We start from the raw sequence: 23,591 nt of genomic DNA, 5'->3' as shown, positions 1-23,591 counted from the left end.
GAACCAACCGTACCCCGGCACCCGGACGTCGTCCGGACACCACGGAGGTGCCGCGCGCCCGGTCGCCTCCAGCACCGCATGCCCGTGAATCAGGCTGCCAGTCACGCGTGAACACCAGGTCGAGCGAAGCCGCCGCTGATCGGAGCCAAGCTTCGCGCAGGGCCGCGGTTGACGGCAGCTCGGTGACCACCAGTCGATCGACCACAGTGCCTTCGGCCGTGTCTAACGCCCAGGAGACGGTGACCGCGCGTCAGCTCGCGCCGCGTCCGAAGACCCGCACCTCCGCCATGTTGAGCTCCTGTGGCACCGAGCTGGCGAGCCAGACCCGCAGATACCGGCCCGTGGCCGGGATCTCGATGACGGTCGGGCGCCCTGCCTGTTCGGCCTCATGGTGGCTGCGTACCGCCGGGTTCGCCAGCGCCTCGTCCAGTGTTCCCGTGAATGGCTGCTCGGACACCAGCACGTGGTAGTCCCTGAGCCGATCCGCGCAACAGTCGAGGCGGTTGTAGATCTCCACCTTCTCGATGTCCACACTGCTGCCGAGGTCGACCTGCCACCACGGCTGCGACTCCTGACCTGAGGTGGTCGAGAAGTTGTTGAGGTCCCCGTCGACGGATTTCGCCGCCCCGTACGCCGACGACCAGTCGGAGATCTGGGTGGCCGTCCTGCCCTGCGAGAGGTTGCGCAGCGGCGGGATACCGAGGTACTCGTCGTGGCGCGCGATCACCTGGTCGATGAAGACGTCCACGACGCCGTCCCCGATCCGCACCTGCCCCTCGACCCGGTTCTCGCCGGGGACCGAGCGGATCTGCTCGGCCTGCTTGACGAAACGTTCCATCGCGTCCCGTGCACGAGACGCCCCCGCCGCGTCGTCGGACTCGATGGAGGTCAGGACGTCCACGGCCTCGTTCAGCGCCTGCCCCCACAACCGGGTCGCGTCGAGCCATCGGTCGGCGTCGTCGAGGAACGCCTCGTCGGTCACCGTGGCTCGGATAGTCCCAGGAGCCTGCGCGACCCGGTCCAGGTAGGTCGCCAGCTCGTCGAGGGCCGCTCGCTGGCCACTGTCGTAGGCGGTCCAGAAGCGCTCGAAACGGGAGGCGAGCTCGGGCGCCTGCGGCTGCCACGGCTGCGATCCGAAGGTCGGCGCGAGGTGGTTGAGGTCGAAGAACACCAGCAGCGCTCGTACACCTGCTGGGTCCCCCTCGGCGAGGTACGACGCGGCCTGCCGCCAGCTCACGTCACGGTCGTAGCCGCCGTCGTTCCAGGAGAAATCCGCCATGGTGAAGACCACGACCTTGCTCGCGGACGCCTGGTTCATCGGGTTGGAGACGATGCCGGACACGTGTTCCGACAGCCCCGGCTCGCGCTTGTCGTAGGGCGCCATGAGCAGTCGTCCCGCGGTCTGGCCGAAGTCGTTGACGGGATAGTTGTCCCACACGAACACGTCCCGGCCGAACAGCTCGGAGGCGCGCTCGGCCTGCTCCACGGTGATACTCGGCGGCACGACGTCCGTTCCCGTCCACATGACGAGAACCTCGGGATCGAGGTTGTTCCGCAGAATCTGTTTGTAGGCGGTGTCGGTGAGATCGCCGTACTCGGTGGGCACCGTCTGCAGCGGTTGTACCCCAGGGTGCGAGGCGACGAAATCCCGCTGCACTTCGTTCAGCAGATCAACCTGGGCGTGCGCCGCCGCCGAACGTCCCGGAGCGCCGTACTTCGCCTGATCACCGGAACAGTTCCAGCGGGTGTAGCTGATGTCGTCGAGCGGGATGGAGAAGGAGCGCACCCCCAGGTCGTACATCGCCTGCAACTTGCCGGCCAGGGCCTGCCGATCACTGGCGCTGGAGTAGCAGATGGATGTGCCAGGAGAGAGCGCGAAGGTGAACCGCACATGGTGGGCGGTGGCCTGCTCGACCAGTTCCCCCAGCTCCGCCAGCTTGGCCGCCGGGTAGGGATCACGCCACCGGTCCCGGTGGTAGGGATCGTCCTTCGGCGCGTAGATGTAGGTGTTGGCCTTGACGTCGCCGTAGAAGGCGAGCTGGTCGAGCCGTTCGGCATGGGTCCACGGGGAGCCGTAGAAGCCTTCGATGGTGCCGCGCAGCGGCATGCCCGGGTAGTCGGTGACGCTGACGCCCGCGATACGCCAGCCACCGTCGTCGGCCGGGACGAACAGCTGCCGCAGCGTCTGAACGGAGTAGTACTGACCTGCTGCGTCGACCCCGCCAAGGGCCACCGAACCGAGCGCGTGTCCCGTGCTGTCGATGTTGAGTGCGTAGCCTTCCGCGACATCGGGGACCTCGGTGTCGCCGAGCGACCGTGCGACGCCGGGCCGGTCAGCGGGTCCGAGGTGGACGACCAGTGGCGCGTGCCCCGAAGCCGTGGCTCGGATCTCCACCCGGTCGGCGCCATGCGCGCGCAGTGTTCGCACCAGAAGCTCGCGAGCGGCGGGATCGGTGGCGCCGTCGGCGACGACCTCGACCCTGCCCGGCACTACGACGTCGGGACCGCTGCGCTGCAATCGTTGTGGTGTCGGGGAAACCACCGGCAACGAGCCGCTCGACGAGCCTGCGACCTCCGGATGCGGACCTGCGTGCGTGCGGGCGACGGCAGTGGATGCACCAGACAACATCCCGGTCACCAGGGTCACCACGGCTGCGAGTGCCACCAGAGTTCTGCGGAACCGGGACATACGGTCTCCCTATGCGAGGCGGCAGGGTCGGCATGGTCTAGACCAGCACGAACACCTTCACCTGTCTGATCACTTCATGTCAAGACGCCGGACGGGCTCCGTCCGGCGTGCCCGCGGGCTGATCGAACCGCGGCGTCTCACCGAGCAGGGCGGACAGGTCCGCTCCCGGCGCGATCTCCTGCGCCTGAACTCCTCGCCGGAACAGCCGGGCACCGGTCTTCCCGCCGAGGGTGGCGCGCTCGTCGCGCACCGACAACCACGCGGCTTCGCGCAGCCCCAGGACCGCGACGTCGTTCTCCTCGTGAAACTCGGCCAGTCGCTCCTCCCTGGTCTCAACCATCGACAAGAGTCGTGGCGTTCGGGTTTTCGTCGTCTCCTGATGGACCGGCGTCCGAGCAAGGCAAGAACCCTGATCGGCACGAGATGTACGGCCGCGAGTTTCGCGAGCGCGGCTATCCGTGTGTCACCAGAGCGTGTCGTCCTCGCTGTCGGATTGGATCGTCGTGATCGCGATAGCGAGCGCATCGAGCGCCTGGCGAGGTTTCTTCTGGATCTCCGGGAAACGTTCGAGTGCGGCGATCTCCAGCTGGGACAGGTTCCGCGAGAGCACGATCGGTCCACTGTCACCCGGATACTTCACGATCATGATGGAACCGACGCGCAAGCAGGCCTGGGGAACGTCCTGCAGCGCCGCCAGCAACTGGGCAACCGCCTCCGCGGACCGAACGTCAACCTCCGCCTGCTGCCGATCGAGGGTAGCGACCTCGATCGCACGCTCCACCTTGATCAAACGCGTTGCCAACTCCTCAGAGGCCACGGCACGGCCGAGAGCCGCCTTCGCCCGGCGCCACCACGAGCCTCGCTGTAGCTGCTCCCACTCGGGGCGTTCGAATCCGAGCACCGAAGCCATATGGTCCAGTGCGGACAGAACCGCGCGGGCCGTCACGAAATCGTCGATGTCGAGGTAGGCGTCCACAACCAGGGCGCCCTCGATGACCTCGTCGTCCCGGCCACCGATGTGCTGCTGCTCGACAACCACAGCGAGGCGGTTGATCTCATGCCGAAGTGCCGCGATCTCGCTGGTGACCGAACGACTTCCACCGCTGCGATCGGACACGGACAGTCGTTCGCCGCGACGGTGAACCGCGGCGGTGAACAGGGCGAGCAAGAACACCAGCGACACGACGACAGTGACCAGCAGCAGCCATCTGCCTACCGTCCCGCCGGCCACGAGGGCCCCCGCCGACACGGCGATACCCAGCAGCACCACGAGCCAACCGAATGCGCGCGACGGCCGGTAGCCGTAACCGACCATGGATCGCTGCAACCAGCTCCAGAACCAGATTCCGCCACCGAGCAGCCGTGAGCCGTGGGCCAGCGCCTCGTAGCGGAACTGCTGCTTCTTCAGCTGAACGGTTCCAGCTTGCCGCTCGTGCCCGTGTGCGCGCAGGATCTCGGACAGCTGGTCGTAGGGACCTGGCCGAAAGCCGTCCATCGCGTCGTGCAGCATCGTCAGCCGCGTCCGGACGGTTGTGTCGACGTTCGGGGCGATCGGGATGTCGAGAGTGTCGTAACTGAAGTCTTCCAACCGGATGCCGCCGGTCGCCTGCCACAGTGCGGGTGTGTCGTTCAGCTTCCCGCACCGGGCGCGGCGCAGTACGACCTCGCCCGTCGGCGGCACATCTGGCCGCAGCTCGAATTCCGCGGCGCCGGCGCCGCTGGCGTCGAGTGCTATCCCGTGCTCTGGAAGAGATTCCAGGACAGCGCCGCTGAAATCCATTCGTTGTGCCACATTCGCGCCGGCCACGGTGACCCCGCCCGCCGCGTAGAAGCGACGATCGCCCGACGTGGTGATGTTGATGCTGTCGCCTACCTGCACGGAACGCAGATCGACCGACCAGCTCGACCCGGTCACCTCGGGTTGCAGCGCCTCCGTACCACGCAGATCGATACTGCCGCCAACGTTCATGCCCTGAAGGCGAAGACTGCCGGCCACAGTGGAATCGGTGAGCAGGAAGTTTCCGGACACCGTGCTGCGCCGGAACGAAATGGCGTCGCATCGCGGATGAAAGAAGTCCGCGTTGCGTATCACCACGTCGCCACGCACGGACACATCGGGCAGCCGGAGCTGTCCCACGATTCGCAGGTCCCTGCTGTCGATGCCGCCATCGATCGTGCTGCCGTCGAGTTGGATGGCACCCGCATGGTGGTTGGGACTCGGGCCCTGCGGAACACGCACCCGCGCGTCAGCCAGCCGCAGCGCCCCGCCGAGATGCGCGTTGAGCATGCGGATACTCCCCGTGACGTCGAACTGGTCGCTCAGCTCGACGTTGCCGTCCACGCGCATTCGGTCGGCGATCAGCGCAGGACGCGGGCCCAGGTACCAGTCGCCGGACTTCCATACGTCCGCGACGGTGTCGCCGACCTGGTCCACCTCCAGCCGCGCACCACGAAACACGATGTCGCCCACGACCCGGAGCCTGGGCATGAACAAAATTCCCCGTGCACTGAACCGGCGCAGGCGCGAGCGCGACCCGACGCTGTCGAAGTCGCAGCGCAGGCTGCCACCGACCCGCAGGTCACTGCCGTTGAGCGCGAGGCCCTCCTGGTTGTCGAGAGTCGCGCCGGAGAAACTGACGTCGCCCCCGGCTCGCAGGCCGGTGATGCCGACCTCGCCACGGGTTTCCAGCCGGCGGGCGATCAGGGAGCCGGTAACCACGAGACGGTCGGCCTGGACCGCGTTGCCACCAGGATTGCTGATCCTGGTCCCGCTGAGGACGAGCGAGCCGCCGATGGTCGCGTCGATGAGGTTCACCGCGGCCGGCGAGCCGCGCTCATCTCTGGCGGTGTACCGCGATGTCTCCTTGGTACCGGGGCTGTCCGCGCCGGCTCGCACAACGCTTCGGATCAGCTGGAGGTCGTTGTGGGTGCGCAGGTTGCCGGCTTCCAGGCCCGGCAGCCAGCACCTACGGAAGACCAGTTCCACCAGGTTCGCGTTGCGTACGTCTGGCGGCTGCTCGAATCGGCAGCGCACGAAGCGGAACAGGTACGGCAGATCGGCGGCACGGAGATCGAACACCCCGGTGATATAGGCATCCTCAACCTCCACGATCGGCGCTTTGGTAGTGGCCGGCTCGCGTCCGCCCACCGGCTCGGAGTCGTCCGGTTCCACGAACGTGCGCAGCAGGTCAGCAGCCCTGACCTCGTACCGGGGATGCGGATCTGGCAGGAACGGATCCAACGGAGGACGTGCGGATTCTGTCGGTTCTTCGCCATCCGCCATCAGCGCCTCCTCCGCCAGACCTGGCTCACCCTACTGCGACGACGAACGCATCGGACACGTTCCGTTTCCGGGTGTGACGGTCTCAAGCGGGTGCTCAGCGAGGACTTGTCGCGACCGATGCGCTCACCGCCGAACTCCGCTCCAGGGATTCGCGGCCACCTTCTCCCGATGACGATCGTGGGTACGCGGTGTCGATACTCGGCCCGCGATGATCGGGCCGGCGATACGATGACGCCTCCGACTCGCGAGGAGACCATGAACGCCGAACGGCCCCCACACAACTTCGGCCCGCCACCCTTTCCGCCCCCTTACCCGGCTCCGGGACAGTTTCCGCAACCACCTGCGTCGTATCCGAAGCGGACCAGCGGCACGACGTCGTTCGGGCGGTGCCTTCTCGCGAGCCTGGTCTGGGTCGGCGTGACACTGGTGATCAGTTTCGCGGCTCTCGGCCCGCCGAGCTCCGGGCGGGCTTTGGGGCAGGTGCTCGGCGGGATGCTGATCCCACTTCTGCTCGCCGCCCTCACCACGTGGCTCTTCTTCCGCCGCAAGCACACCGCGTTCTGGATTCTCGCGATCACCGCACTACCGGCGTTCGTCATCCTCGTTTTCCTGGTCACTGCCGCCCGCCTCGCCGGCCAGCAGTGACCTTCTGTACCGCTGTGGGCACCGGGATGTAACGGACTCGCGTTGATCCCGATTCCCGGAGATATGAACATCGGTGGCAAGTAGTGCGGGTTTCACGTCGCCCGCCCATCCGGAAGACAGCGAGCCCCGGCCGCCGTGAGTGAGGCCGCGAGCGAGCCGGCGGTCATCGGATGGGACGGAGATATCCGATTCCAGCCCTGGCAGGACGGGCTGGTCTATCAATGCCGGCGTGACATCCAGGAGTTGCAGCAACGTGCGATCGACACCGGCCACGGCAACTGCCTGTGGGAGGGCAGCCCCGGAGAATGCCTGGACGACCACCTGACAACGGTCATCTACTGGTGCCGGGATCATGATGAGGCGATGTACCTCGATCTGGAGTGCGTCCGCGACGCCTGCCGTGACTGCTCACCAGAACCAGCGTTCTACACCGGCGAGGGAAACCGTTGACCCCATCTCCCACTACCGACAACGCCGATCCCACACTCGGCCGGCGATGCGGGGCAACCGGCCGAGTGGGACGGGACGCTCGCGGAGCCTGGCGGGTCCCTCAACGAGACGAAGCCCAACTACCCGGGCGACAGTGTGGCCGGAACCAGGCCGGGGCTTTCGACTCGCCTCATCAGCCGGACCCCGGTCAAGGACGTCGCGGCCCATCCCGCGATCTCACTGAGTGTGGTGATCCACATGCCGTCGAGCGTGCGGACATCCTCTATGAGTCGTTCCAATGCGACCGCCTTCGATGGCCGGCCCGAAATGAACGGATGGTTCGTCAATACGAAGCAGCCGCCTTCCGCGTGGTGCGCCTCGGCTTCCAGCAGCCACATCTCGTGAACCTTTCTGGGGCTCTCGATCACTCCGCTGCCGGTCCAGCCCGGATAGAACGCGTACTGCTCCCAATCGTCCAGTGCCCAGTCCACCGGGATCTCCACCAGGCTCCCCTGCCGGCTCCCACCCTGGAGTCGGTATGGGACATCGTCGTCCAGCAGGCTCGAGTCGTAGAGGAACCCGCGTTCGATCAGTAGGTCCGGCGTATGCCAGTTCGTCTCCCACCAGGGGGCGCGATAGCCGACGGGCCGCACACCCAGTCGATCCAGTGCTTCGAGTCCACGATCGATATAAGAGGCCTCCGTCCGCGCGGAGATGCCTTGCATCGGCTCGTGGAGGTAGCCGTGATGCGCGACCTCGTGCCCGGCGTCCACGATCCGGCGCACCGTGTCGGGGTAGGTGTCGGCCGTGAACCCGGGCACGAAGAAGGTCGACGTGACCTGTTGCCGATCGAGCAGTCGCAGTAGCCGGGGAACTCCGACCCGTGGTCCGTACGACTGGTGTGTCATCAGGGACATGCGCGATGACGCACCCGGGTCGTGCGCCAGCACGCAGGACTCGGCGTCGACATCGAACGTGAACGCGGCTGCGGCTCGGTAGCCGTTCGGCCACAAGAAGCTCATACTCCCACCTCCGGCTGCTTGGCGACCGCCGGCACGGGGGCGCGCTGATATTTGGCCGCTGCGATCGGGCCGAGCACGGCGTACACGGACGCACTGGTGAGGCCGCCAGCCAGCCAGCTGAGGTCCACTCCGCCCATGGCGGTGGCGATTGGGCCTCGGAACAACGGGATGAGCCCGTACATGAACAACCACGTCGCGAGAATTCCCGCGAAGAACGCGGTGTAGCCGGCCCAGTTCACGTCGGCGATACGGGACGTCCTGACCGGCTCGAAGAGCCTGTCCACATCAAACCGGCCACGCTCGATCCGGTAGTAGTGCACGAGCATGATGCCGCCCCAGGTCGCCACCCAGGCGACGAGACCGACGAGCCACGTGTCCAGTACCGCGGCGAAGTCTTCCTGGAAGATGAGGAAGATGACCGCGACCATCGCCAGTACGCCGACGAACGCGCTGAGAGTTCTACGAGGCAGCTTGATGTCGAGCGCCTGAGTCGCGACCGTGAACGTGTAGATGTTGAGGATGTTCGTCGCAATCGGACCGTGCAGCACGAGCAGCAGCACGGGGACGGCCAGTACGCCGTAGTTCTCCGCGATGAGCTGCCCAGGATCGACGTCTCCGTTCTTGGTCGCCAGGGTGGCGCCGAGGACGCCGAGCCACACAACGGGAATGAACTGGCCGAGGGTACTGGCCAGGTAGAGCCGCCGCCGCGGCATCGCGGTGCTGACGAAACGCGAGTAGTCGGCGGCATAGGTGAACCAGGTGATCCCCCAGCCGATCCCGATAGCGGTCATGATGGCCGTCATCGCCGCGATTCGCTCGCTCCCGGCGAGCACCGCATTCTCCGGTCCGGCATATGACCAGTCGATGTCGAGGAAGAACCAGGCGACCACCGACATCAGGACCAGCACCACGATGGTCGGCGGGACGGTCCATCGCTCGAACGCCGAAATAGCGCGGTACCCGAGCCACGAGATGATCACTTGAATCGCCATCAACAGGGCCGCGACCCCGATTCGCGCGGCGTAGTTGTGGGCCGCGGGATCGACCAGGCCCAGTTCCCCCAGGAGTGCCATCACCAGGTCGAGGATGATCCAGGTGTTCACCGCACACCAGCCGATGGCCAGAGTGGCCTGGATCAGTGCGGGCAGGTAGTTGCCGCGCCTGCCGAACGCTGCCCTGGACAGGACCATTCCCGTGACGCCGGTCTTCTGCCCCATGAGCACGAAGAGGCCGAATACCGACATGCCGATCAGGTTCCCTGAGATCAGAACGATCAACGTGTCAGCGAGGCCCAGTCCGAGGTTGACGCCGAGAGCGCCGAGGACCCAGTTGATCGGTGCGATGTTCGCACCGCACCAGATCCAGAACTGCCCGGACACGCTGGCGGTCCTGGCCTCCTCGGGAATGGGTTGGAGTCGTTGTTCGACGTCGACGATGCTCGACGTCTCGCTGGCGGATTTGCGGGACATGCGCGAGAACCTCCGAGAGAAGTGGGGAGGGGCGGCGGCTGTGGCAGTCCATCTTGCGTGGTGCCGATCACACACAACAAGATGCATAATGTCAGGATGATTGGCCGATTAGTGGACGTTTCGTCGTGACTCTGACGCTGAGTCAGGTTCTCGCTCACCCGAGCCTTACTGTGGCGGACCCGGCGGTGCTCGCGGGTTCCAGCAATCTGGAACGAAGGGTGCGATGGATCCACTCGAGCGAGGTTCTCGACATAGCAACACTTCTGCGCGGTGGTGAACTCCTGCTCACCGGTGGCCAGGTACTCGGCACCGCCTCGGAGTCCGAGCAGCGTCGCTACATCCGGGGATTGTCCGAGCGCCGGGTCGCGGGTGTGGCGATCGAGACCGGGCCGGACCTGCCGGCCGTTCCCGGCGTGGTGCTCGATGAAGCGCGGGCATACGAGTTCCCGGTGATCGAGCTGCGCCGGGTCGTCCCCTTTGTCGGGGTGACCGAGGCCGTGAACGCGGAACTGGTCAACAACTCCGTGGCAAGGTTCAGGTACGGCGGCGAGCTCGCTCATTCCTTGGCCGCCATTCTCAGCAGGGGCGGCGGTGTGCAGTCGTTGCTCGAGGAGTTGGCTCACCGCACCACCTCCTCCGTGGCACTGTTCGACAGTGCTGGTGAACTGATCACGGAGGCGCATCCGGACGAGGAGGCACCGGCCGTATCGCCACTCAACGGGATGACCAGCCGGATCACGATCCGAGGCGCGCACGCCGCCACACTGATGTTCTATCCGAGCCAGGACTCCGATGTGGACCTGCTCGCCGTGGCAGGCGATCGGGCGGGTGAGGCGATCACGCTCGCGTTGTTGCGCACCAATCCCCCGTCGCCTCGGGACTTCGCCGCCAGCGAACTCGCACGCCTGACGGCTCGCGCCCCGGACCAGCGCCACCGGATTCTGCACCTCGGCGAAGTGGTCGGCCTGCGCGTTGACGACCCTGTGGTGGCCGTCGCGATTCATGGCCCGGCCGGCAGTCCGGCGCTACCCGGATTGGACGGAGTACTTCGCCGGTACGGCCGCGTGGCGCTCGACATGGGGGAAGCCGAAGTGCTCGGCGTCGTATCGTTGACCGATCGCAGCAACGCCGCCGTTGTGCGCAACGCCCTGATCTCCGGCCTTACGGCGTGGGCACGGGACGTCGACGAACTGGTCGTGGCGATCGGCCCCGTCGTGCCCGGCCTTTCGGCCGCGCCCGAATCGATGAGCCCCGCACTGTCCTGTCTGGAGCACAGAGTGGCGTACGGCGGCAGCGTGGTGGTCGATGCCGCCGCCACCATGGTCCTCGACTGGTTGCGCTCGGAAGCCCTCAGGCCGAAGGCGGAACAGATCGCCTACTCTCAGCTGGCCATGCTGAACGCTCTTCGCCGTCGCGAGGCGGATGTCTTGATGAGCACGCTCGAGGCGTACTTCGATGCGGGATGCAACAAGACCCGCACCGCGGAGGCGTTGCACCTGCAGCGGCAGTCCCTGTACGGACGTCTCGAGCGGGCGTTCGCGATGCTGGGCGGTGACCCAACCGGAACCGAACGCGCATTGGCGCTGCACCTCGCCTTGAAGCTGCGCCACATCCCTCGCGGTCTGGCCGGATTGCCCGGCGAATCGCCGATACACGGCCGGCGGATGCCCGACATCTGAACCGAACAGAGCGTCAGGCTGCGCCACCGAGCCGGGAACTGATCTCCCGGGCAGCTTCCGTGATCGCCTCGCCGATGACCGTGACCTGCTCGGCGGAGATTCGGAAGCGTGGAGCGGAGACGAGCACGGCCGCCACCGGGATTCCGCGGTGGTCTGTCACCGGAGCCGCGACGCCCACCTCCTCGAGCGAGGTCTCGCCGTAGTTCACGGCGAATCCCCGCTCGGCGACCTCCTGGAGGCGAGCCAGGTACGCGTCGAAGGCGACCTCGTCCAGATGTGGATGGTCGATCGTTCCGTTCATCAGCAGGCTGCGCGCGGTGAAGTTGTCGGTCTGGGCCAGAAACACCTGCACCGAGGAACTCAACGCGGTGTTGTAGCGGGTTCCCAACGGTGTCGTGTGCTTGACCTGGTGACGGCTGGGGACCTGCTCGACGCAGACGGCCTCGCGGCCGTCCCACACCATGAGCGCCGCGGTCTCACTGGTGCGGCGGCTCAACTCGGTCAGGACCGGATAGGCGACCCGGCGTACATCGAGGTCGGCCAGCAGCGGGCCGGCCATCCCGATGACACCGAGCCCGAGCCGGAACCGCTTGGTGCCGGCATCCCGCTCGACCAGTTCCTCGAGTTCCAGGGTGGCCAGGATGCGTGACACCGTGCTCTTGTGCAGACCGACTTTCGCGGCGATGTCGGTGACGCCGAGCGACGGCTGATCGACGCTGAAGCAGCGGAGGACGGCGAGACCGTTACGCAGTACGGAGATGCCGCGGGATTCGCCGCTGTCGTCGTCATCCTCACCGGAAGCGGTGTTCTTCGATGCCGTCATGGTGCCCCATCCTTGCGTATCGTCCGGGCCGGGACCGGGCCAGGCCGCAGCGAGATCTGCGATGCGGCCTGGCCGGACGGAAACAGCGGTGGTCAGGCCTGCAGAATGTTGTGTTCCGGGCCGAAGGGGAACTTGGTGATGTTCTCGATCCCGTCCTCGTGGATCACGAGAATGTCGTGCTCGCGGTATCCACCGGCGCCCGGCTGGCCCTCGGGCATCATGATCATGGGCTCCATGGAGACCACCATGCCCGGTTGCAGCACCGTGTCGATGTCCTCACGCAGTTCCAGTCCCGCTTCCCGGCCGTAGTAGTGGCTGAGCACCCCGAAGGAGTGTCCATAGCCGAAGGTGCGGTGCCCCAGCAGATCGTGCCGAAGGTAGATCTCGTTGAGCGTGTGCGCGATCTCGGAGCATGTGACTCCCGGCTTGATCAGCTCCAAGCCGGCACGGTGCACCTCGACGTTGATCTCCCACAACTCGAGCGACCGCTTGTCGGGCTCGCCGTAGAACATCGTCCGCTCGAGCGCGGTGTAATAACCCGAGGTCATCGGAAAGCAGTTCAGGCTCAGAATGTCACCGCGACGCACTCGGCGCGTGGTCGGCCAGTTGTGCGCTCCGTCGGTGTTGATGCCGGACTGGAACCAGACCCAGGTGTCCCTGATCTCGGTGTGCGGGAAGGTCCGAGCGATCTCGCGGACCATCGCGTTCGTACCGGCCAGCGCGACCTCGAATTCCTGGACGCCTTCGGATATCGCCTCCCGGATCGCCTCCCCTCCGAGGTCACCGATGCGGGCGCCCTGCCTGATGACGTCGATCTCCTCGGCGGACTTGATCATCCGCTGGCGCATCAGGCCCTGGGAGACATCGGTCACGACGGCATCGGAGAAGGCTGCCTCGAACTTCTGCCGCATCTGCAGGGGCACACTGTCGTCCTCCACACCGACGCGGGACGGCGAGATTCCGCGCGAACGCAGGCTCTCGCGGATCACCCAGATGTAGTTGTCACGATGCCAGTCGGTGTAGACGACGTTGTCGCCGAAGGTGCGGCGCCACGGCATACCGGCGTCGATGTTCGCGGAAACGGTGAACTGCTCGTCCTGGGTGACGACGTAGGCATAAGGCCTTCCGAACGAGGTGTAGAGGAAGTCCGAGTAATACTTGACGTTGTGGTAGGACGTCAGCAGGACGACGTCCACACCCTCGTCGGCCATGAGCTTGCGCAGACCCGAGAGCCGCCGCCGCATCTCCGCCGCGGAGAATGTCTGCCGCTCCTTCTCACCGTTGGGGATCAATTTCAGACGTTCGAGTTCGGTGATCGACATTCGGACGCTCCTTTTCGTGTTGCGTGTGGTGGAGTCAGTTCTCCCGAAGGGGTTCGCGGGAGGTCTCGCGGCTCGCGAGTACCGCGACAAGGGAGACGGCGGCTGCCGCGACGAGGTACCAGGCCGGGGCGATCTCGCTACCGGTCTGGGAGATGAGCAGGGTCGCCACGAACGGCGCGGTCCCACCGAAGATCGCGTTGGCCAGGTTGAAGCTGACCGCGAATCCGGTGTACCGGACCCTGGTCGGGAACATCTCGGCGAGGAAGCTCGGCAGGGCACCGTCGTTGACGGTGAGCATCGCCGCGAGCACGACCTGCAGCAGCAGTATCGTCAGGAAGCCGGCGCCGTCGAGCAGGACGAAGGTGGGCACCGCGGCGACGATGAACAGAACCGACGCCAGGATCAGCATGGTCCTTCGACCGAACCGGTCCGAGGCAAGACCGGTGAGGAACGTGAAGCCGACGTAGGCGGCCAGAGCGACGGTGGTCGTCACCAGGGACTCGGTCGCGCCGAAGCCGAGTTCCTGCGCGAGGTAGGTCGGCATGTAGCTCAGCAGCATGTAGAAGGCGACGGCGTTCAACAACGTGGCACCGAGTGCGAGCAGCAGTGGCTTCCGGTAGACCCTGAACATCTCCTTGACGGGAGTCTTGGAGACCTCTTCGCCGACCTCCAGCGCCTTGAACACCGGAGTGTCCTCGAGCCGGTACCTGATGTAGCGGCCGATCAGGCCCATGGGAGCCGCCAGCAGGAACGGCAGACGCCAGCCCCAGTCGTGCATCTGCGCGTCGGAGAGCAGTGCGGTGAGTAGTGCCGTCAGGAGCGAGCCGAACAGCAGACCTGCCGCGGTGCTGGCGGGTACCACCGCGGCATAGAGACCGCGCCTGCCGTCGGGCGCGTATTCGACCAGAAACGACGAGGCGCCCGCGTACTCCCCGGAGGCGGAGAAGCCCTGCACGATACGGATCACGAGCAGCAGGATCGGGGCGGCGATTCCCACGGCCGAGTAGGTCGGGAGGAACGCGATCGCGAACGTGGCGATCGACATGATCAGGATCGAGTAGGAAAGCGCCGCCCGTCGTCCGACCTTGTCCCCGATGTGGCCCCACACGATGCCACCGAGCGGCCGGACGAGGAACGAAATGGCAAAGACCCCGAACGTGAGCAGCAGACCGGTGGTCGGGTCGCTGGCCGGGAAGAAAACCGTCGAGATCGTGGCAGCGAGATAGCCGTAGACGGCGTAGTCGAACCATTCGACAAAGTTGCCGACGAAGCTGGCGGCAACGACTCGGCGCCTCGTGCCGCGATCCACCACGAGGGACTTCGTGTCAGCCGTGGACCCGACCGTTTCGGGCCCGGGAGTCGCAGGAGTGGTCATCGGGCACTCCATCCAGAGAAGGACTAGGAGTTGCGTGTGAAGCAACCCAGTTGCACTGTAGAAGTGAGAGAGGTCACCGTCAAGACTGATTCCCGCTCCCGTTCCCGGGCGACCCAACTACCTTGTTGCTTTACAGACAACCCGGTTGCCGGTTATGGCTGCCGCTGGACCCCGCGTCAGGCATCCTGCTCCCGTGCGCTCGTCGCGACCTTCTCCACCTCCTGAAGCAGGATCCGCGACGCCGGCGACAGCGGATCGACCCAGGCGACATCGAGCGGCAGCCAGCCAGGGACGCTGAGTGGAACGGCGCGCAGGTCAGGCGCCTCCGCGAGGGCGAAGTCCCGTGGAACCAGGGAGAACGCTCGACCGTCGTGCAGGAAGTACGACCGCGATCCCGAGATCCGTGAGGTTCCGGTGAGAATCAACGGGTCCAGGCGCCTGTCGTGGCAGATCGTGAGGAGCGCGTCGTAGTACGCGGGGTTGTGCTCGCGCGGCCAGAGCAGCAGTGGCAGCTTTTCCAGGCGGGCGAGATCAACAGCCGCTACATCCGGGCCGACCAGTTCCTCGGCGATGAGGACGTACACCTCGTCGTGGCCGATCGTGCGCACGTGTCCACTGTGCACAGGACCCACGTGATGGCCGAGCCCGACATCGGCCTCGCCGTTCTCGACCGCCTGACCGACCTCGCCCGTTTCCACCTCGACCGTGGTGATGCTGAGCTGGGGATGGGCGACTTCGAGGTAGCGCAGGATCTCGGGCATGAGCCGGTTGACGATGCTGGGAGAGGTGGCGACGCGCACTTCCGACGCGAGCCGTCGCTTGACGGTCGAAGCCGCCTCACCGAGGCGCGCGAGCGCATCGAGGGCCCGTTCGGCATGCGGCAGTAGTTCTTCGCCCTCCGCGGTGAGCGCTGTCCCCCCGGACGAGCGCTGAAACAGCTCGAGGTCGAGCGCTCGCTCCAGGCGGTGCAGCTCTTTGCTCACCGTCGGTTGCGACAACCGCAGCGAGGATGCGGCCCGGCCGAAATGCAGCTCCGTGGCGACCGCCCGGAACGCCTCAAGCTGACGCACCGTGAACTTCATAGACAAACACTATCAAGACATTCCTTCTTGATTCTCGACTGGAATGGGAAGCGTTCCTACGATGAGCCGGCAAGCAGTCAGATCGCGAGTAGAGGAGCAGCATGAGGGCACCGTCGGCCATTCGTCTCGGAGACCACGTCGCCAACGCGCTCAAGAACGACGTTCCGGTCGTCGCCCTGGAGTCCACCATCTTCACCCACGGTCTGCCGCGTCCGCGCAACATCGAGGTCGCCATCGAGGGTGAGGAGATCATCCGCGCGGCCGGTGCCGTCCCCGCCACCATCGGTGTGCACCGCGGGGTTCCGGTCGTCGGCCTGACACACGAGGAGATCAGCGAGCTCGCCGAGGACGACGACGCCGACAAGGCATCAATCCGGGAGCTGCCGCTGGGCGCGGTCACGAAGAAGAACGCCGGCACGACGATCGCCGCGACCGCGTTTCTGGCCAAGGCCGTGGGGATCGATGTCTTCGCCACCGGCGGGCTGGGCGGGGTGCACCACGGCGCCGAGAAGACCTTCGACGAATCCGCCGACCTGGTGGCACTTTCGAAGACCTCGATCGTCCTCATCAGCTCGGGCGCGAAGGCGATTCTCGACATCGGTGCCACCCTCGAACGCTTCGAAACCCTCAGCGTCCCGGTCGTCGGCTACCGCACCAACCGCTATCCGGGCTTCTACGTCACGGACTCGGGTTTCGAGGTGAACGCGCGCGCGGACTCGCCGGAGGACATCGCCACCATGCTCACCGCGCAGCGCGACCTCGGGATCCGCAGCGGCATTCTCATCGCCAACCCTGTGCCGGAGGACGAGCAGCTCGACCCCGCCGAGCTCGACGGCGTCGTGGAACGCGCGTGGGCCGCGGCCGAGAAGGACGGCATCAAGGGACAGGCCTCTACCCCGTACCTGCTCGACTTCATCCGTCGCGCCACGCAGGACCGCAGTCTCGAGGTCAACGTCGCGCTGTACAAGAACAACGTCCGCCTCGCGTCCGAGGTCGCAAAGGCGCTGATCGATCGGGAGAACTAGTGCTCGGCGTCGTGGGCGACATCGTCCAGGATGTCGTCGTCTGGCAACTCGAGCGGAGCCGCGAAGCGACCGACACGAAGGCCGAGATCTCCATGCAGCGCGGCGGATCGGCCGCCAATGTCGCCGCATTCGCAGGACCTCGGTACCCGACGCGCTTCATCGGCTGCGTCGGTGACGACCTCGGCGGGCCGGTTCTCCGTAAGGACCTCGAGGATCGTCAGGTGGAGGTGAAACTCCAGGTGCGGGACAGGACCGGAATGATCGTGGTCCTGATCGACGAGCAGGGGGAGCGGAAGATGTTCCCCTCACGGGGCGCTTCCGCCTGTCTCGAGCCGATCGAGCCGTCGTGGCTCGACGACCTCGAGATCCTCCACGTGACCGCCTACTCGTTCGAATCGGGATCCACCCCCGGAGCCGTCATGCACGCGGTTCAGGAGCACAAACGGCGCGGCGGCAAGGTGTCCATCGACGTCTCGTCGACTGGCATGATCGAGCACTACGGAGTCGACGCGTTCCTCGGCCTCATGACCGAATGCGACCCGGACTTCATCTCGGCCAATCGCGATGAAAGCCGCTTGCTCGGCCTGGCCGACGGAAACGAGCCCGGCGCCGGTCTCGCCCGTTTCCCCCGTGCGACGCTGCTGGCGCGCGACGGCAAGGAACCCACCAACATCTTCACCGGAGGGAAGCTGGCCGCGAGCGTGCCTGTCGCCCCCGTCCACGATGTCCGCGATCTGACCGGCGCGGGCGACTCCTTCAACGCGGGCTTCCTCGCGTCGTACCTGCGCACAGGCGGAGATCTGACCGCCAGTTGCGAAACGGCGCACGCCCTCTCCGCTCGGGTCCTGCGCTGCCCTGGCGCGACGGAGCCCGACACCGACTGACCGGCGGTTCCACACAGAAGTCCCCATCACACAGAGAGGTGTGACGTGACATGACGGATCAAACCGTCTCCCGCTCGCGTGGCAGCAACGTATTCGCGGTCGTCCTCGCGCTTCTGGCGGCGATCTTCGCTTTCCAGCTCAACGCCTCGATGCTCTCGCCCGCACTCGCCACCATGCGGGAGGAGTTGAGCGCCACCGACGCGGAGATCGGGCTGACGCAGACCGCGTTCTTCACGGCGGCGGCGCTCTTCTCGCTCTTCCTGCCGCGCTGGGGAGATCTGATCGGCCGGCGTCGCGTCATGATCGGGATGCTCGTGGTCACCATCGTCGGCAGCGTGGTCGCGGCGCTCGCGACGAACGTGACGATGTTGTTCGTCGGGCGGGTCGTGCAGGGGGTGTCGGGTCCCATCGTGCCGATGTGCCTGATCATGTTGCGCGTCCAGATCCTCGACCAGAAGCGATACGCGACGCTGCTCGGTGTGCTCACCGCGGTCAACGGCGGGATCGCCGGCGTGGACGCACTGGCGGGCGGCTGGCTCGCCGAGCACTTCGGCTTCCGTTCCATCTTCTGGGTCATGGCCGTCGTCGGCCTGGTGGCAGTGGTCGCGATCCGGTTCGCCACCGTCGAGTCGACCGCGACCGAGACGCCACCCATGGACTGGAAGGGCGTCGTTCCCCTGGTCATCGCACTCGGCACGGTCCTCACCGCCTTCAACGAGGCCGGAAAACTCGGGGAGGCCAACTGGCCGATCGTGGCGGTCCTCATCGTCGCAGGCATCGCGGCGTTCGCCGTTTTCTGGCGGATCGAGCACCATTCCGCGCATCCGCTGGTCAGCACGACCTACATGCGGCAGCGCCGCACCTGGGCACTGCTGCTCACCACGCTGCTGACGATGACCGGGGTCTTCGCGGTCATGAACGGCCTGATCCCCAACTTCGCGCAGGACAGCGCGGTCGGGGCGGGTATCCACGCAGACACCGTGTCCTGGGTGACGCTCACGCCGTACGCGCTCGCGGGTCTGGTCATGGGCCCGATCGCCGGGCGTCTTGCGGCATCGCTCGGCTACAAACGTGTCCTGCAGATCGGCCTGATCGGCACGGCCTTCGGCCTCGGGATCGCGGTGCTCGTCGTCGATGAGCCCAGCGGCGCGATGTTGCTGTTCATCTCGACCTTCATCGGCATCACCTACGCGGGAATCAGCAACATCATGCTCAACGGGCTCGGCATCGTCCTGAGTCCCAAGGACAACCAGGGATACCTGCCGGGCATGAACTCCGGTGCGTTCAACCTCGGTGCCGGGCTGAGCTTCGCGATCCTCTTTGCCGTGAACACCTTCCTCACCACGAATTTCGGCGCCGAAGCCGGCTACCGGGGTGGCGTCCTCACCGGCGCCGCCATCCTGCTGCTGGCCTTCGCCGTGTCATTCCTCATTCCCAGCGAGATTCCCGATTCCGAAGTGGAACGCGAGGACGCAGCCGTCGTCGGCGCGAACGCGCGACAGGAACGAAAGGCACGTGGAGCGGCATGACACGCAAGATCATCCTCGACTGCGATCCCGGGCACGACGACGCCATCGCGATCATCCTGGCGCTGGGCACTCCCGGCATCGACGTCCTGGGCATCACGACCGTCGGCGGAAACCAGACCCTGGAGAAGGTGACACGAAACGCCCTGAGCGTGCTGCGTGTCTGCCGGGACACCGATCTCCGGGTCTATCCAGGGTGTGCACGTCCGCTGGTCCGGCAACCCGAAGCCGCCCCCAGCATTCACGGCGAGTCCGGCCTCGACGGTGTCGAACTGCCCGAGCCGGCAGGTCCGCCGCAGGACGAGCACGCGGTCGACTACATCATCCGAACTGTGATGGAACACGAACCGAACACGGTCACGCTCGTGCCGACCGGCCCGCTGACCAACATCGCCCTCGCCGTCCGGCGAGAACCACGCATCGTGGAGCGCGTCCGGGAGGTCGTGCTCATGGGCGGCGGCTATCACACCGGCAACTGGAGTGCGACCGCCGAGTTCAACATCAAGGTCGACCCCGAGTCCGCGCACATCGTGTTCAACGAGCCGTGGCCGCTGACCATGGTCGGGCTCGACCTGACGCACCAGGCGCTCGCGACGCCAGAGGTCGAGGAACAGATCCGCGCCATCGGCTCCGACTGCGGCGGATTCGTACTCGGCCTGCTGGACTTCTTCCGGCAGAGCTACCGGGCGAACCAGGGCTTCGAGCACCCGCCGGTCCATGACGCGTGCGCCGTCGCCTACCTCGTCGACTCGTCCGTCGTGACCACCCGCCGGGTGCCACTGGATGTGGAACTACGCGGGGAACTGACGGTCGGCATGACGGTCGCCGATTTCCGGATGCCCGCCCCGGAGAACTGCACGACACAGGTCGCGGTCGACCTCGACCACAGGAAGTTCTGGCGCATGGTGACGGAGGCCATCGCGAGGGTGTCCTGACCCGAGCACTCGCACGCCTGCCGTCCACAGCAGATCGGCGGTCGGCGATCCTGACTGACCGAAGCCATCGAACTCCAAGGTTTGCTGATGCGCGATGGGGGTAGTCACGGCGTCAATGTGCCGGATCAGGAGGGTGTGTGATGAGCGATCGGGATCCGACCTGGCAGGACCTGCGGGATCAGGCCGAACACCTTGGCATCGAGAACTGCGCCTCGCTCACGACCGAACAGTTGCGCGCCGCCATCGACGAACGCCATCGCGCGGATCCGCCTCGATCGTCGAACCACGACGACGACCAGCGGCAGTAGCTGGCGGGAAGCGAGACCGGCGCTGCGCGCGGGACACCAGCCGTGATCAGCGCGGCCGCGGTCAAGCGCGCGCAACATCGCAACCCACGCGTCAGGAGGACCAACATGGACTACGCCCGTACGATCACGCTCGATCTACCGTACGAACAGGCCGTGCCGACAGTGAAGGAAGCGTTTCAGGCGCAGGGATTCGGAACGCTCACCGAGATCGATGTGCGGGCCACACTGAAGAACAAGCTCGACGCCGACGTGGAGCCTTACGTCATCCTCGGCGCTTGCAATCCCCAACTCGCGCATCGCGCCCTCGACATCGACCGGCAAATCGGACTGCTTTTGCCCTGCAACGTCGTAGTCCGCGCTGACGGGGAGGACAGGACCGTGGTCCAGGCTCTCGATCCCCAGGTCATGGTCACCGTGCCCGGACTCGACCAGCTTCAGCCCATCGCCGACGAGGCCGGACAACGTATCGACTCCGCCCTCGAAGCTCTGAGCCAGCGCGGCGGTTAGCGGTATCGCAGGCAGTGGAGCCCGGGGACGCAACCGAGCACGGGCCACCATTCGGAGCCGGAGGACCGTCCACGTGGACAACGACGGCCCCGTGCCGGTGCGACTTCCACCGGCACGGGGCTGTTCGCCGTTACCGCTCGCTCACTCGTGCGGGTCGGAGATGTAGTCGCCTCGCTCGCGGATCTGCTCGACCGGCTCCAGGCTCGTGGTCTCCCACGACCCGTCGGCCACGGCCTCGAGCACGGACATACCCGCGACCTCGGCGGTCTTGGTGATGTAGCCGTTGGACTTCGCGTCGATACCGCCGCGCATCTCGAACAGCACCGAAGCCGATCCCAGCAGGCCGTACGCGTTGCGTGCGATGCCGGGAGTCGTCGTGCTGGGATAGCGGGTGATGTTGGCGTAGCCGTACTGCTCCAACTCGGTGAGCATCACCGACACCGCCCGCTGTGACCTGGTGATCGTCTCGGCGAACTCGTCCTCGATGCCGAGTGCTTCCGCCTCCTCCAGGGCGTTCGGCCACATCGTCGACCCGGTGATCATCCGGCCGTCCTCGTCGACGTAGGTGCCCTGGTGGTGGAAGTCCATGACGAGCTCTGGCTTGCGCTCCTCCCAGAGCAGGCGCATGGCGATCGACTCGGGAACGGGGTTGAGGTTGTCGTCGCCTTCCAGGTACGGATGGTCGTACGCGTTGTCGCTGTAGGAGTGGTAGCGGTTCATGTCGTAGCCCCTGCCCACCTCGTAGAAGGGGTCGCAGGGTTCAACGGTGCAACTCGGGTCGTAGTTCTGCCGCCACGGCGTGGTGTTGCCTGCCGCGTCCTGAACATCGGCGTCGAACCCGTCGACGTTGACCCGCGGCACGATGGTGACGGTCAGGGCGTCGCGCATGGCCGTGGCCGTCGGCGAGTTTCCGCTGATGTTGCGCACCAGGTTGATCATCGCCTCGGAGACGACGTACTCGTTCCCGTGCTGGTTGGCGACGTACATGACCGACGTGGGCCCGTCCCCGACGGTGACGACGGGGATCTCCCGGCCGGTGTTGCTCTTGAGCGGCGCGGACGACAGATCGAACGCTCCCTTGGCGTGGTTCTCGATGCGCTCCAGCGCGTCCCACAGCTCTTCATAGCTGTGGATCGCGGCCAGATTGGACGAGTTCTCCCCCGGCCACGGGCCGTTCGGGGTGCTCTGTGGCTCGGCCACCGCGGTCGCCATGAGTCCCATCGGGACCAGGGCGACCGCGGCGGCAAGGGTGACCAGACGTTTCATAGCAAGCCTCCGGTAGAGAAGCAGCGTCGCGACGTTTACAGGGCTTCCACCTTCTACCGGCAACTCGTTAGCCAACGCAACGGTCTGGCCGGATTTCCACGCTTACGCCAACTCCGGTCGCCCTGCTGCTTCCCTCTCCAGCCGTCGTCATCGTCTCGATTGGAGACTCGACGCGCGTGCCTTGAGCTCAGGCTGGAGCGCGATCGATTCGCAATCCTCGCCGTCGATGAGGCGAACGAGGGTGCGTGCCGCTTCATGGCCCATCTCCCACATCGGCGAGCGCACCGAGCTCAGCGGCACCGAGAGTTCGGCGGCGAGTGGCACATCATTGAAACCAACCACGGCCACGTCCTGTCCCACCTGCAGTCCCGAGTCCCGAATCGCCCCCATCGCACCTATCGCGGCGAAGTCGTTGACCACGAACAGGGCTGTCGGTCTCGGGTCGCGCCGTAGCAGAACTTCTGCGGCTTCTCTGCCTCCCCGGACGTCGAAGCGCGAGTGCAGAACATGCGTGTCCGGGATCTCGACGCCCTCCTTCGCGCAGACCTCGCGAAAACCCTGTGTCCGATCGATCCCGGTAGAGGCGTACGGCTCGCCGGCGATCACGGCGAGATGGCGATGGCCGAGTTCGAGTAGATGCTCGGCGGCGAGCCTGCCTCCGAGCAGATCGTCGCAAGTGACCGACAGGATGCCTGGTATCCGCCGAGAAGTGAGCACCACTTTGCTTCCGCGGTCGATCAGCCCCTGTATCAGTGACGAGTCATTGCGCGCGTCACCGAGGATCAACCCGTCGACCCTTGCGGCGAGCAATGCCTCCACCCGCACTCGCTGGGTTTCCCGTTCGTCGCCACTGTTGGCCACGACGGCCTGGTAACTGGCTCCCGCCGAGCCGCTTTCGATGCCCTCGTAGATCGTGGCCAGCACTATGTCGGTCAGTCGCGGAACGACGACGCCGATCATCTTCGACCGGCCGGTGCGCAAACTCGTTGCCCCCGGATGAGGCAGATAACCCAGTTCTGCGGCCACGACACGAACACGTTCCGCCGTCTTGCGCCCGACCCCCTCACCACCACGCAAGGCTCTGGAAACGGTCGTGACATGCACCCCGGCGGTCTGTGCGATGTCGGCGAGTGTCGCGGGCCGCGAGATGCCGGTCGAAGGCCCCCGCTTCGAGGCCCCGGTCGCCTCGAGATCGGCCGAGCTGTCACTCAACGTTTTCCTGCCCCTTCCGCGCAGCCGCAGTATCCCGCATTGTCTCCCATCCCCTGCCCAACGCGAATCCTCCTCGGATCCGGTCCGGCGAAATTCCCCTTGACTGTCGT

The 23,591-nt window shown here is 66.1% G+C and carries 20 protein-coding genes; 9 read left to right on the top strand and 11 right to left on the bottom strand.

The annotated features are described in order from the left end of the window. Positions 1 to 250: 250 nt before the first annotated feature. The 3 genes from D0C15_RS10430 to D0C15_RS10420 form a co-directional block, all read right to left on the bottom strand. Positions 251 to 2,689: a glycoside hydrolase family 84 protein gene (locus D0C15_RS10430; RefSeq protein ID WP_116043450.1), complete on the bottom strand. Its 2,439-nt coding sequence runs from the start codon at positions 2,687 to 2,689 to the stop codon at positions 251 to 253. A 79-nt stretch (positions 2,690 to 2,768) separates the two neighbouring features. Next, the gene (locus tag D0C15_RS10425; RefSeq protein WP_116043447.1) at positions 2,769 to 3,029 is read right to left on the bottom strand and encodes a type 1 glutamine amidotransferase family protein; all 261 of its coding nucleotides are present in this window, start codon (positions 3,027 to 3,029) and stop codon (positions 2,769 to 2,771) included. 123 nt (positions 3,030 to 3,152) lie between these two features. Continuing rightward, positions 3,153 to 5,972 carry a translocation/assembly module TamB domain-containing protein gene (locus D0C15_RS10420; RefSeq protein ID WP_116043444.1) on the bottom strand — a complete coding sequence of 940 codons (2,820 nt, stop codon included), beginning with the start codon at positions 5,970 to 5,972 and terminating at the stop codon, positions 3,153 to 3,155. Between the two features lie 228 nt (positions 5,973 to 6,200). Between D0C15_RS10420 and D0C15_RS10415 the strand changes: the two genes are divergently transcribed. Next, positions 6,201 to 6,617, top strand: a complete 417-nt coding sequence (locus tag D0C15_RS10415; RefSeq protein WP_162829990.1) for a hypothetical protein — start codon at positions 6,201 to 6,203, stop codon at positions 6,615 to 6,617. A gap of 135 nt (positions 6,618 to 6,752) precedes the next feature. Then, complete coding sequence (locus D0C15_RS10410) at positions 6,753 to 7,067, top strand: hypothetical protein (protein ID WP_116043438.1); 315 nt, start codon at positions 6,753 to 6,755, stop codon at positions 7,065 to 7,067. Between the two features lie 119 nt (positions 7,068 to 7,186). Here D0C15_RS10410 and D0C15_RS10405 read toward each other — a convergent pair whose 3' ends face one another. Together D0C15_RS10405 and D0C15_RS10400 are read right to left on the bottom strand one after the other, a co-directional pair. Next, positions 7,187 to 8,068 (bottom strand): polysaccharide deacetylase family protein, encoded by an 882-nt coding sequence (locus D0C15_RS10405; RefSeq protein WP_116043435.1) that lies wholly within the window; start codon positions 8,066 to 8,068, stop codon positions 7,187 to 7,189. Further along, positions 8,065 to 9,537: a purine-cytosine permease family protein gene (locus D0C15_RS10400; protein WP_116043432.1), complete on the bottom strand. Its 1,473-nt coding sequence runs from the start codon at positions 9,535 to 9,537 to the stop codon at positions 8,065 to 8,067. Before D0C15_RS10400 ends, D0C15_RS10405 begins: the two co-directional genes overlap by 4 nt. A gap of 125 nt (positions 9,538 to 9,662) precedes the next feature. Between D0C15_RS10400 and D0C15_RS10395 the strand changes: the two genes are divergently transcribed. Then, positions 9,663 to 11,216, top strand: coding sequence for a PucR family transcriptional regulator (locus tag D0C15_RS10395; protein WP_116043429.1), 1,554 nt, complete (start codon positions 9,663 to 9,665; stop codon positions 11,214 to 11,216). A 13-nt stretch (positions 11,217 to 11,229) separates the two neighbouring features. On the opposite strand, the gene D0C15_RS10390 is transcribed toward D0C15_RS10395, so the two are convergent. The 4 genes from D0C15_RS10390 to D0C15_RS10375 all read right to left on the bottom strand — a co-directional run bounded on the left by D0C15_RS10390 (position 11,230) and on the right by D0C15_RS10375 (position 15,818). After that, positions 11,230 to 12,039 (bottom strand): IclR family transcriptional regulator, encoded by an 810-nt coding sequence (locus D0C15_RS10390; protein ID WP_116043426.1) that lies wholly within the window; start codon positions 12,037 to 12,039, stop codon positions 11,230 to 11,232. A 92-nt stretch (positions 12,040 to 12,131) separates the two neighbouring features. Then, positions 12,132 to 13,361, bottom strand: a complete 1,230-nt coding sequence (locus tag D0C15_RS10385; protein WP_116043423.1) for a M24 family metallopeptidase — start codon at positions 13,359 to 13,361, stop codon at positions 12,132 to 12,134. 34 nt (positions 13,362 to 13,395) lie between these two features. After that, the gene (locus D0C15_RS10380; RefSeq protein ID WP_116043420.1) at positions 13,396 to 14,736 is read right to left on the bottom strand and encodes an MFS transporter; all 1,341 of its coding nucleotides are present in this window, start codon (positions 14,734 to 14,736) and stop codon (positions 13,396 to 13,398) included. A 176-nt stretch (positions 14,737 to 14,912) separates the two neighbouring features. After that, positions 14,913 to 15,818 (bottom strand): LysR family transcriptional regulator, encoded by a 906-nt coding sequence (locus D0C15_RS10375; protein WP_116043418.1) that lies wholly within the window; start codon positions 15,816 to 15,818, stop codon positions 14,913 to 14,915. A gap of 101 nt (positions 15,819 to 15,919) precedes the next feature. On the opposite strand from D0C15_RS10375, the gene D0C15_RS10370 reads away from it, so the two are divergent. From D0C15_RS10370 to D0C15_RS10350, 6 genes are all read left to right on the top strand, one after another. Continuing rightward, positions 15,920 to 16,843 (top strand): pseudouridine-5'-phosphate glycosidase, encoded by a 924-nt coding sequence (locus tag D0C15_RS10370; RefSeq protein ID WP_116043415.1) that lies wholly within the window; start codon positions 15,920 to 15,922, stop codon positions 16,841 to 16,843. Beyond that, positions 16,843 to 17,727 (top strand): carbohydrate kinase family protein, encoded by an 885-nt coding sequence (locus D0C15_RS10365; RefSeq protein WP_116043413.1) that lies wholly within the window; start codon positions 16,843 to 16,845, stop codon positions 17,725 to 17,727. Before D0C15_RS10370 ends, D0C15_RS10365 begins: the two co-directional genes overlap by 1 nt. 50 nt (positions 17,728 to 17,777) lie before the next feature. Then, a complete protein-coding gene (gene uriT, locus D0C15_RS10360; RefSeq protein ID WP_116043410.1) occupies positions 17,778 to 19,256 on the top strand; it encodes a uridine transporter UriT in 1,479 nt (492 codons plus the stop codon). After that, a complete protein-coding gene (gene uriH / locus D0C15_RS10355) occupies positions 19,253 to 20,188 on the top strand; it encodes a uridine-preferring nucleoside hydrolase UriH (protein ID WP_116043407.1) in 936 nt (311 codons plus the stop codon). Before uriT ends, uriH begins: the two co-directional genes overlap by 4 nt. A gap of 140 nt (positions 20,189 to 20,328) precedes the next feature. Continuing rightward, positions 20,329 to 20,496 carry a Rho termination factor N-terminal domain-containing protein gene (locus D0C15_RS34030; RefSeq protein ID WP_162829989.1) on the top strand — a complete coding sequence of 56 codons (168 nt, stop codon included), beginning with the start codon at positions 20,329 to 20,331 and terminating at the stop codon, positions 20,494 to 20,496. A 105-nt stretch (positions 20,497 to 20,601) separates the two neighbouring features. After that, complete coding sequence (locus D0C15_RS10350; RefSeq protein WP_116043603.1) at positions 20,602 to 21,003, top strand: DUF302 domain-containing protein; 402 nt, start codon at positions 20,602 to 20,604, stop codon at positions 21,001 to 21,003. 141 nt (positions 21,004 to 21,144) lie between these two features. Here the strand turns inward: D0C15_RS10350 and D0C15_RS10345 are convergent, their stop codons facing one another. Next, entirely contained in the window at positions 21,145 to 22,269 is a 1,125-nt protein-coding gene (locus D0C15_RS10345; RefSeq protein WP_116043404.1) for a M14 family zinc carboxypeptidase, read from the bottom strand. Positions 22,270 to 22,416: 147 nt separating this feature from the next. Then, positions 22,417 to 23,481, bottom strand: coding sequence for a LacI family DNA-binding transcriptional regulator (locus D0C15_RS10340; protein WP_245975690.1), 1,065 nt, complete (start codon positions 23,479 to 23,481; stop codon positions 22,417 to 22,419). Between the last annotated feature and the right edge of the window lie 110 nt (positions 23,482 to 23,591).

Origin of the sequence: Amycolatopsis palatopharyngis (assembly GCF_003385185.1) — a bacterium.
Classification (GTDB): domain Bacteria; phylum Actinomycetota; class Actinomycetes; order Mycobacteriales; family Pseudonocardiaceae; genus Amycolatopsis; species Amycolatopsis palatopharyngis.
This window is presented reverse-complemented; position numbering and strand designations above follow the sequence as displayed.

Excerpts from the sequence above, each read along its gene's own strand:
- D0C15_RS10350 (WP_116043603.1), top strand. The coding sequence starts at position 20,602 with ATGGACTACGCCCGTACGATCACGCTCGATCTACCGTACGAACAGGCC.
- D0C15_RS10425 (WP_116043447.1), bottom strand. The coding sequence starts at position 3,029 with ATGGTTGAGACCAGGGAGGAGCGACTGGCCGAGTTTCACGAGGAGAAC.
- D0C15_RS34030 (WP_162829989.1), top strand. The coding sequence starts at position 20,329 with ATGAGCGATCGGGATCCGACCTGGCAGGACCTGCGGGATCAGGCCGAA.
- D0C15_RS10390 (WP_116043426.1), bottom strand. The coding sequence starts at position 12,039 with ATGACGGCATCGAAGAACACCGCTTCCGGTGAGGATGACGACGACAGC.
- D0C15_RS10345 (WP_116043404.1), bottom strand. The coding sequence starts at position 22,269 with ATGAAACGTCTGGTCACCCTTGCCGCCGCGGTCGCCCTGGTCCCGATG.
- D0C15_RS10370 (WP_116043415.1), top strand. The coding sequence starts at position 15,920 with ATGAGGGCACCGTCGGCCATTCGTCTCGGAGACCACGTCGCCAACGCG.
- D0C15_RS10400 (WP_116043432.1), bottom strand. The coding sequence starts at position 9,537 with ATGTCCCGCAAATCCGCCAGCGAGACGTCGAGCATCGTCGACGTCGAA.
- D0C15_RS10385 (WP_116043423.1), bottom strand. The coding sequence starts at position 13,361 with ATGTCGATCACCGAACTCGAACGTCTGAAATTGATCCCCAACGGTGAG.
- D0C15_RS10420 (WP_116043444.1), bottom strand. The coding sequence starts at position 5,972 with ATGGCGGATGGCGAAGAACCGACAGAATCCGCACGTCCTCCGTTGGAT.
- D0C15_RS10430 (WP_116043450.1), bottom strand. The coding sequence starts at position 2,689 with ATGTCCCGGTTCCGCAGAACTCTGGTGGCACTCGCAGCCGTGGTGACC.
- D0C15_RS10375 (WP_116043418.1), bottom strand. The coding sequence starts at position 15,818 with ATGAAGTTCACGGTGCGTCAGCTTGAGGCGTTCCGGGCGGTCGCCACG.
- uriH (WP_116043407.1), top strand. The coding sequence starts at position 19,253 with ATGACACGCAAGATCATCCTCGACTGCGATCCCGGGCACGACGACGCC.
- D0C15_RS10415 (WP_162829990.1), top strand. The coding sequence starts at position 6,201 with ATGACGCCTCCGACTCGCGAGGAGACCATGAACGCCGAACGGCCCCCA.
- uriT (WP_116043410.1), top strand. The coding sequence starts at position 17,778 with ATGACGGATCAAACCGTCTCCCGCTCGCGTGGCAGCAACGTATTCGCG.
- D0C15_RS10405 (WP_116043435.1), bottom strand. The coding sequence starts at position 8,068 with ATGAGCTTCTTGTGGCCGAACGGCTACCGAGCCGCAGCCGCGTTCACG.
- D0C15_RS10380 (WP_116043420.1), bottom strand. The coding sequence starts at position 14,736 with ATGACCACTCCTGCGACTCCCGGGCCCGAAACGGTCGGGTCCACGGCT.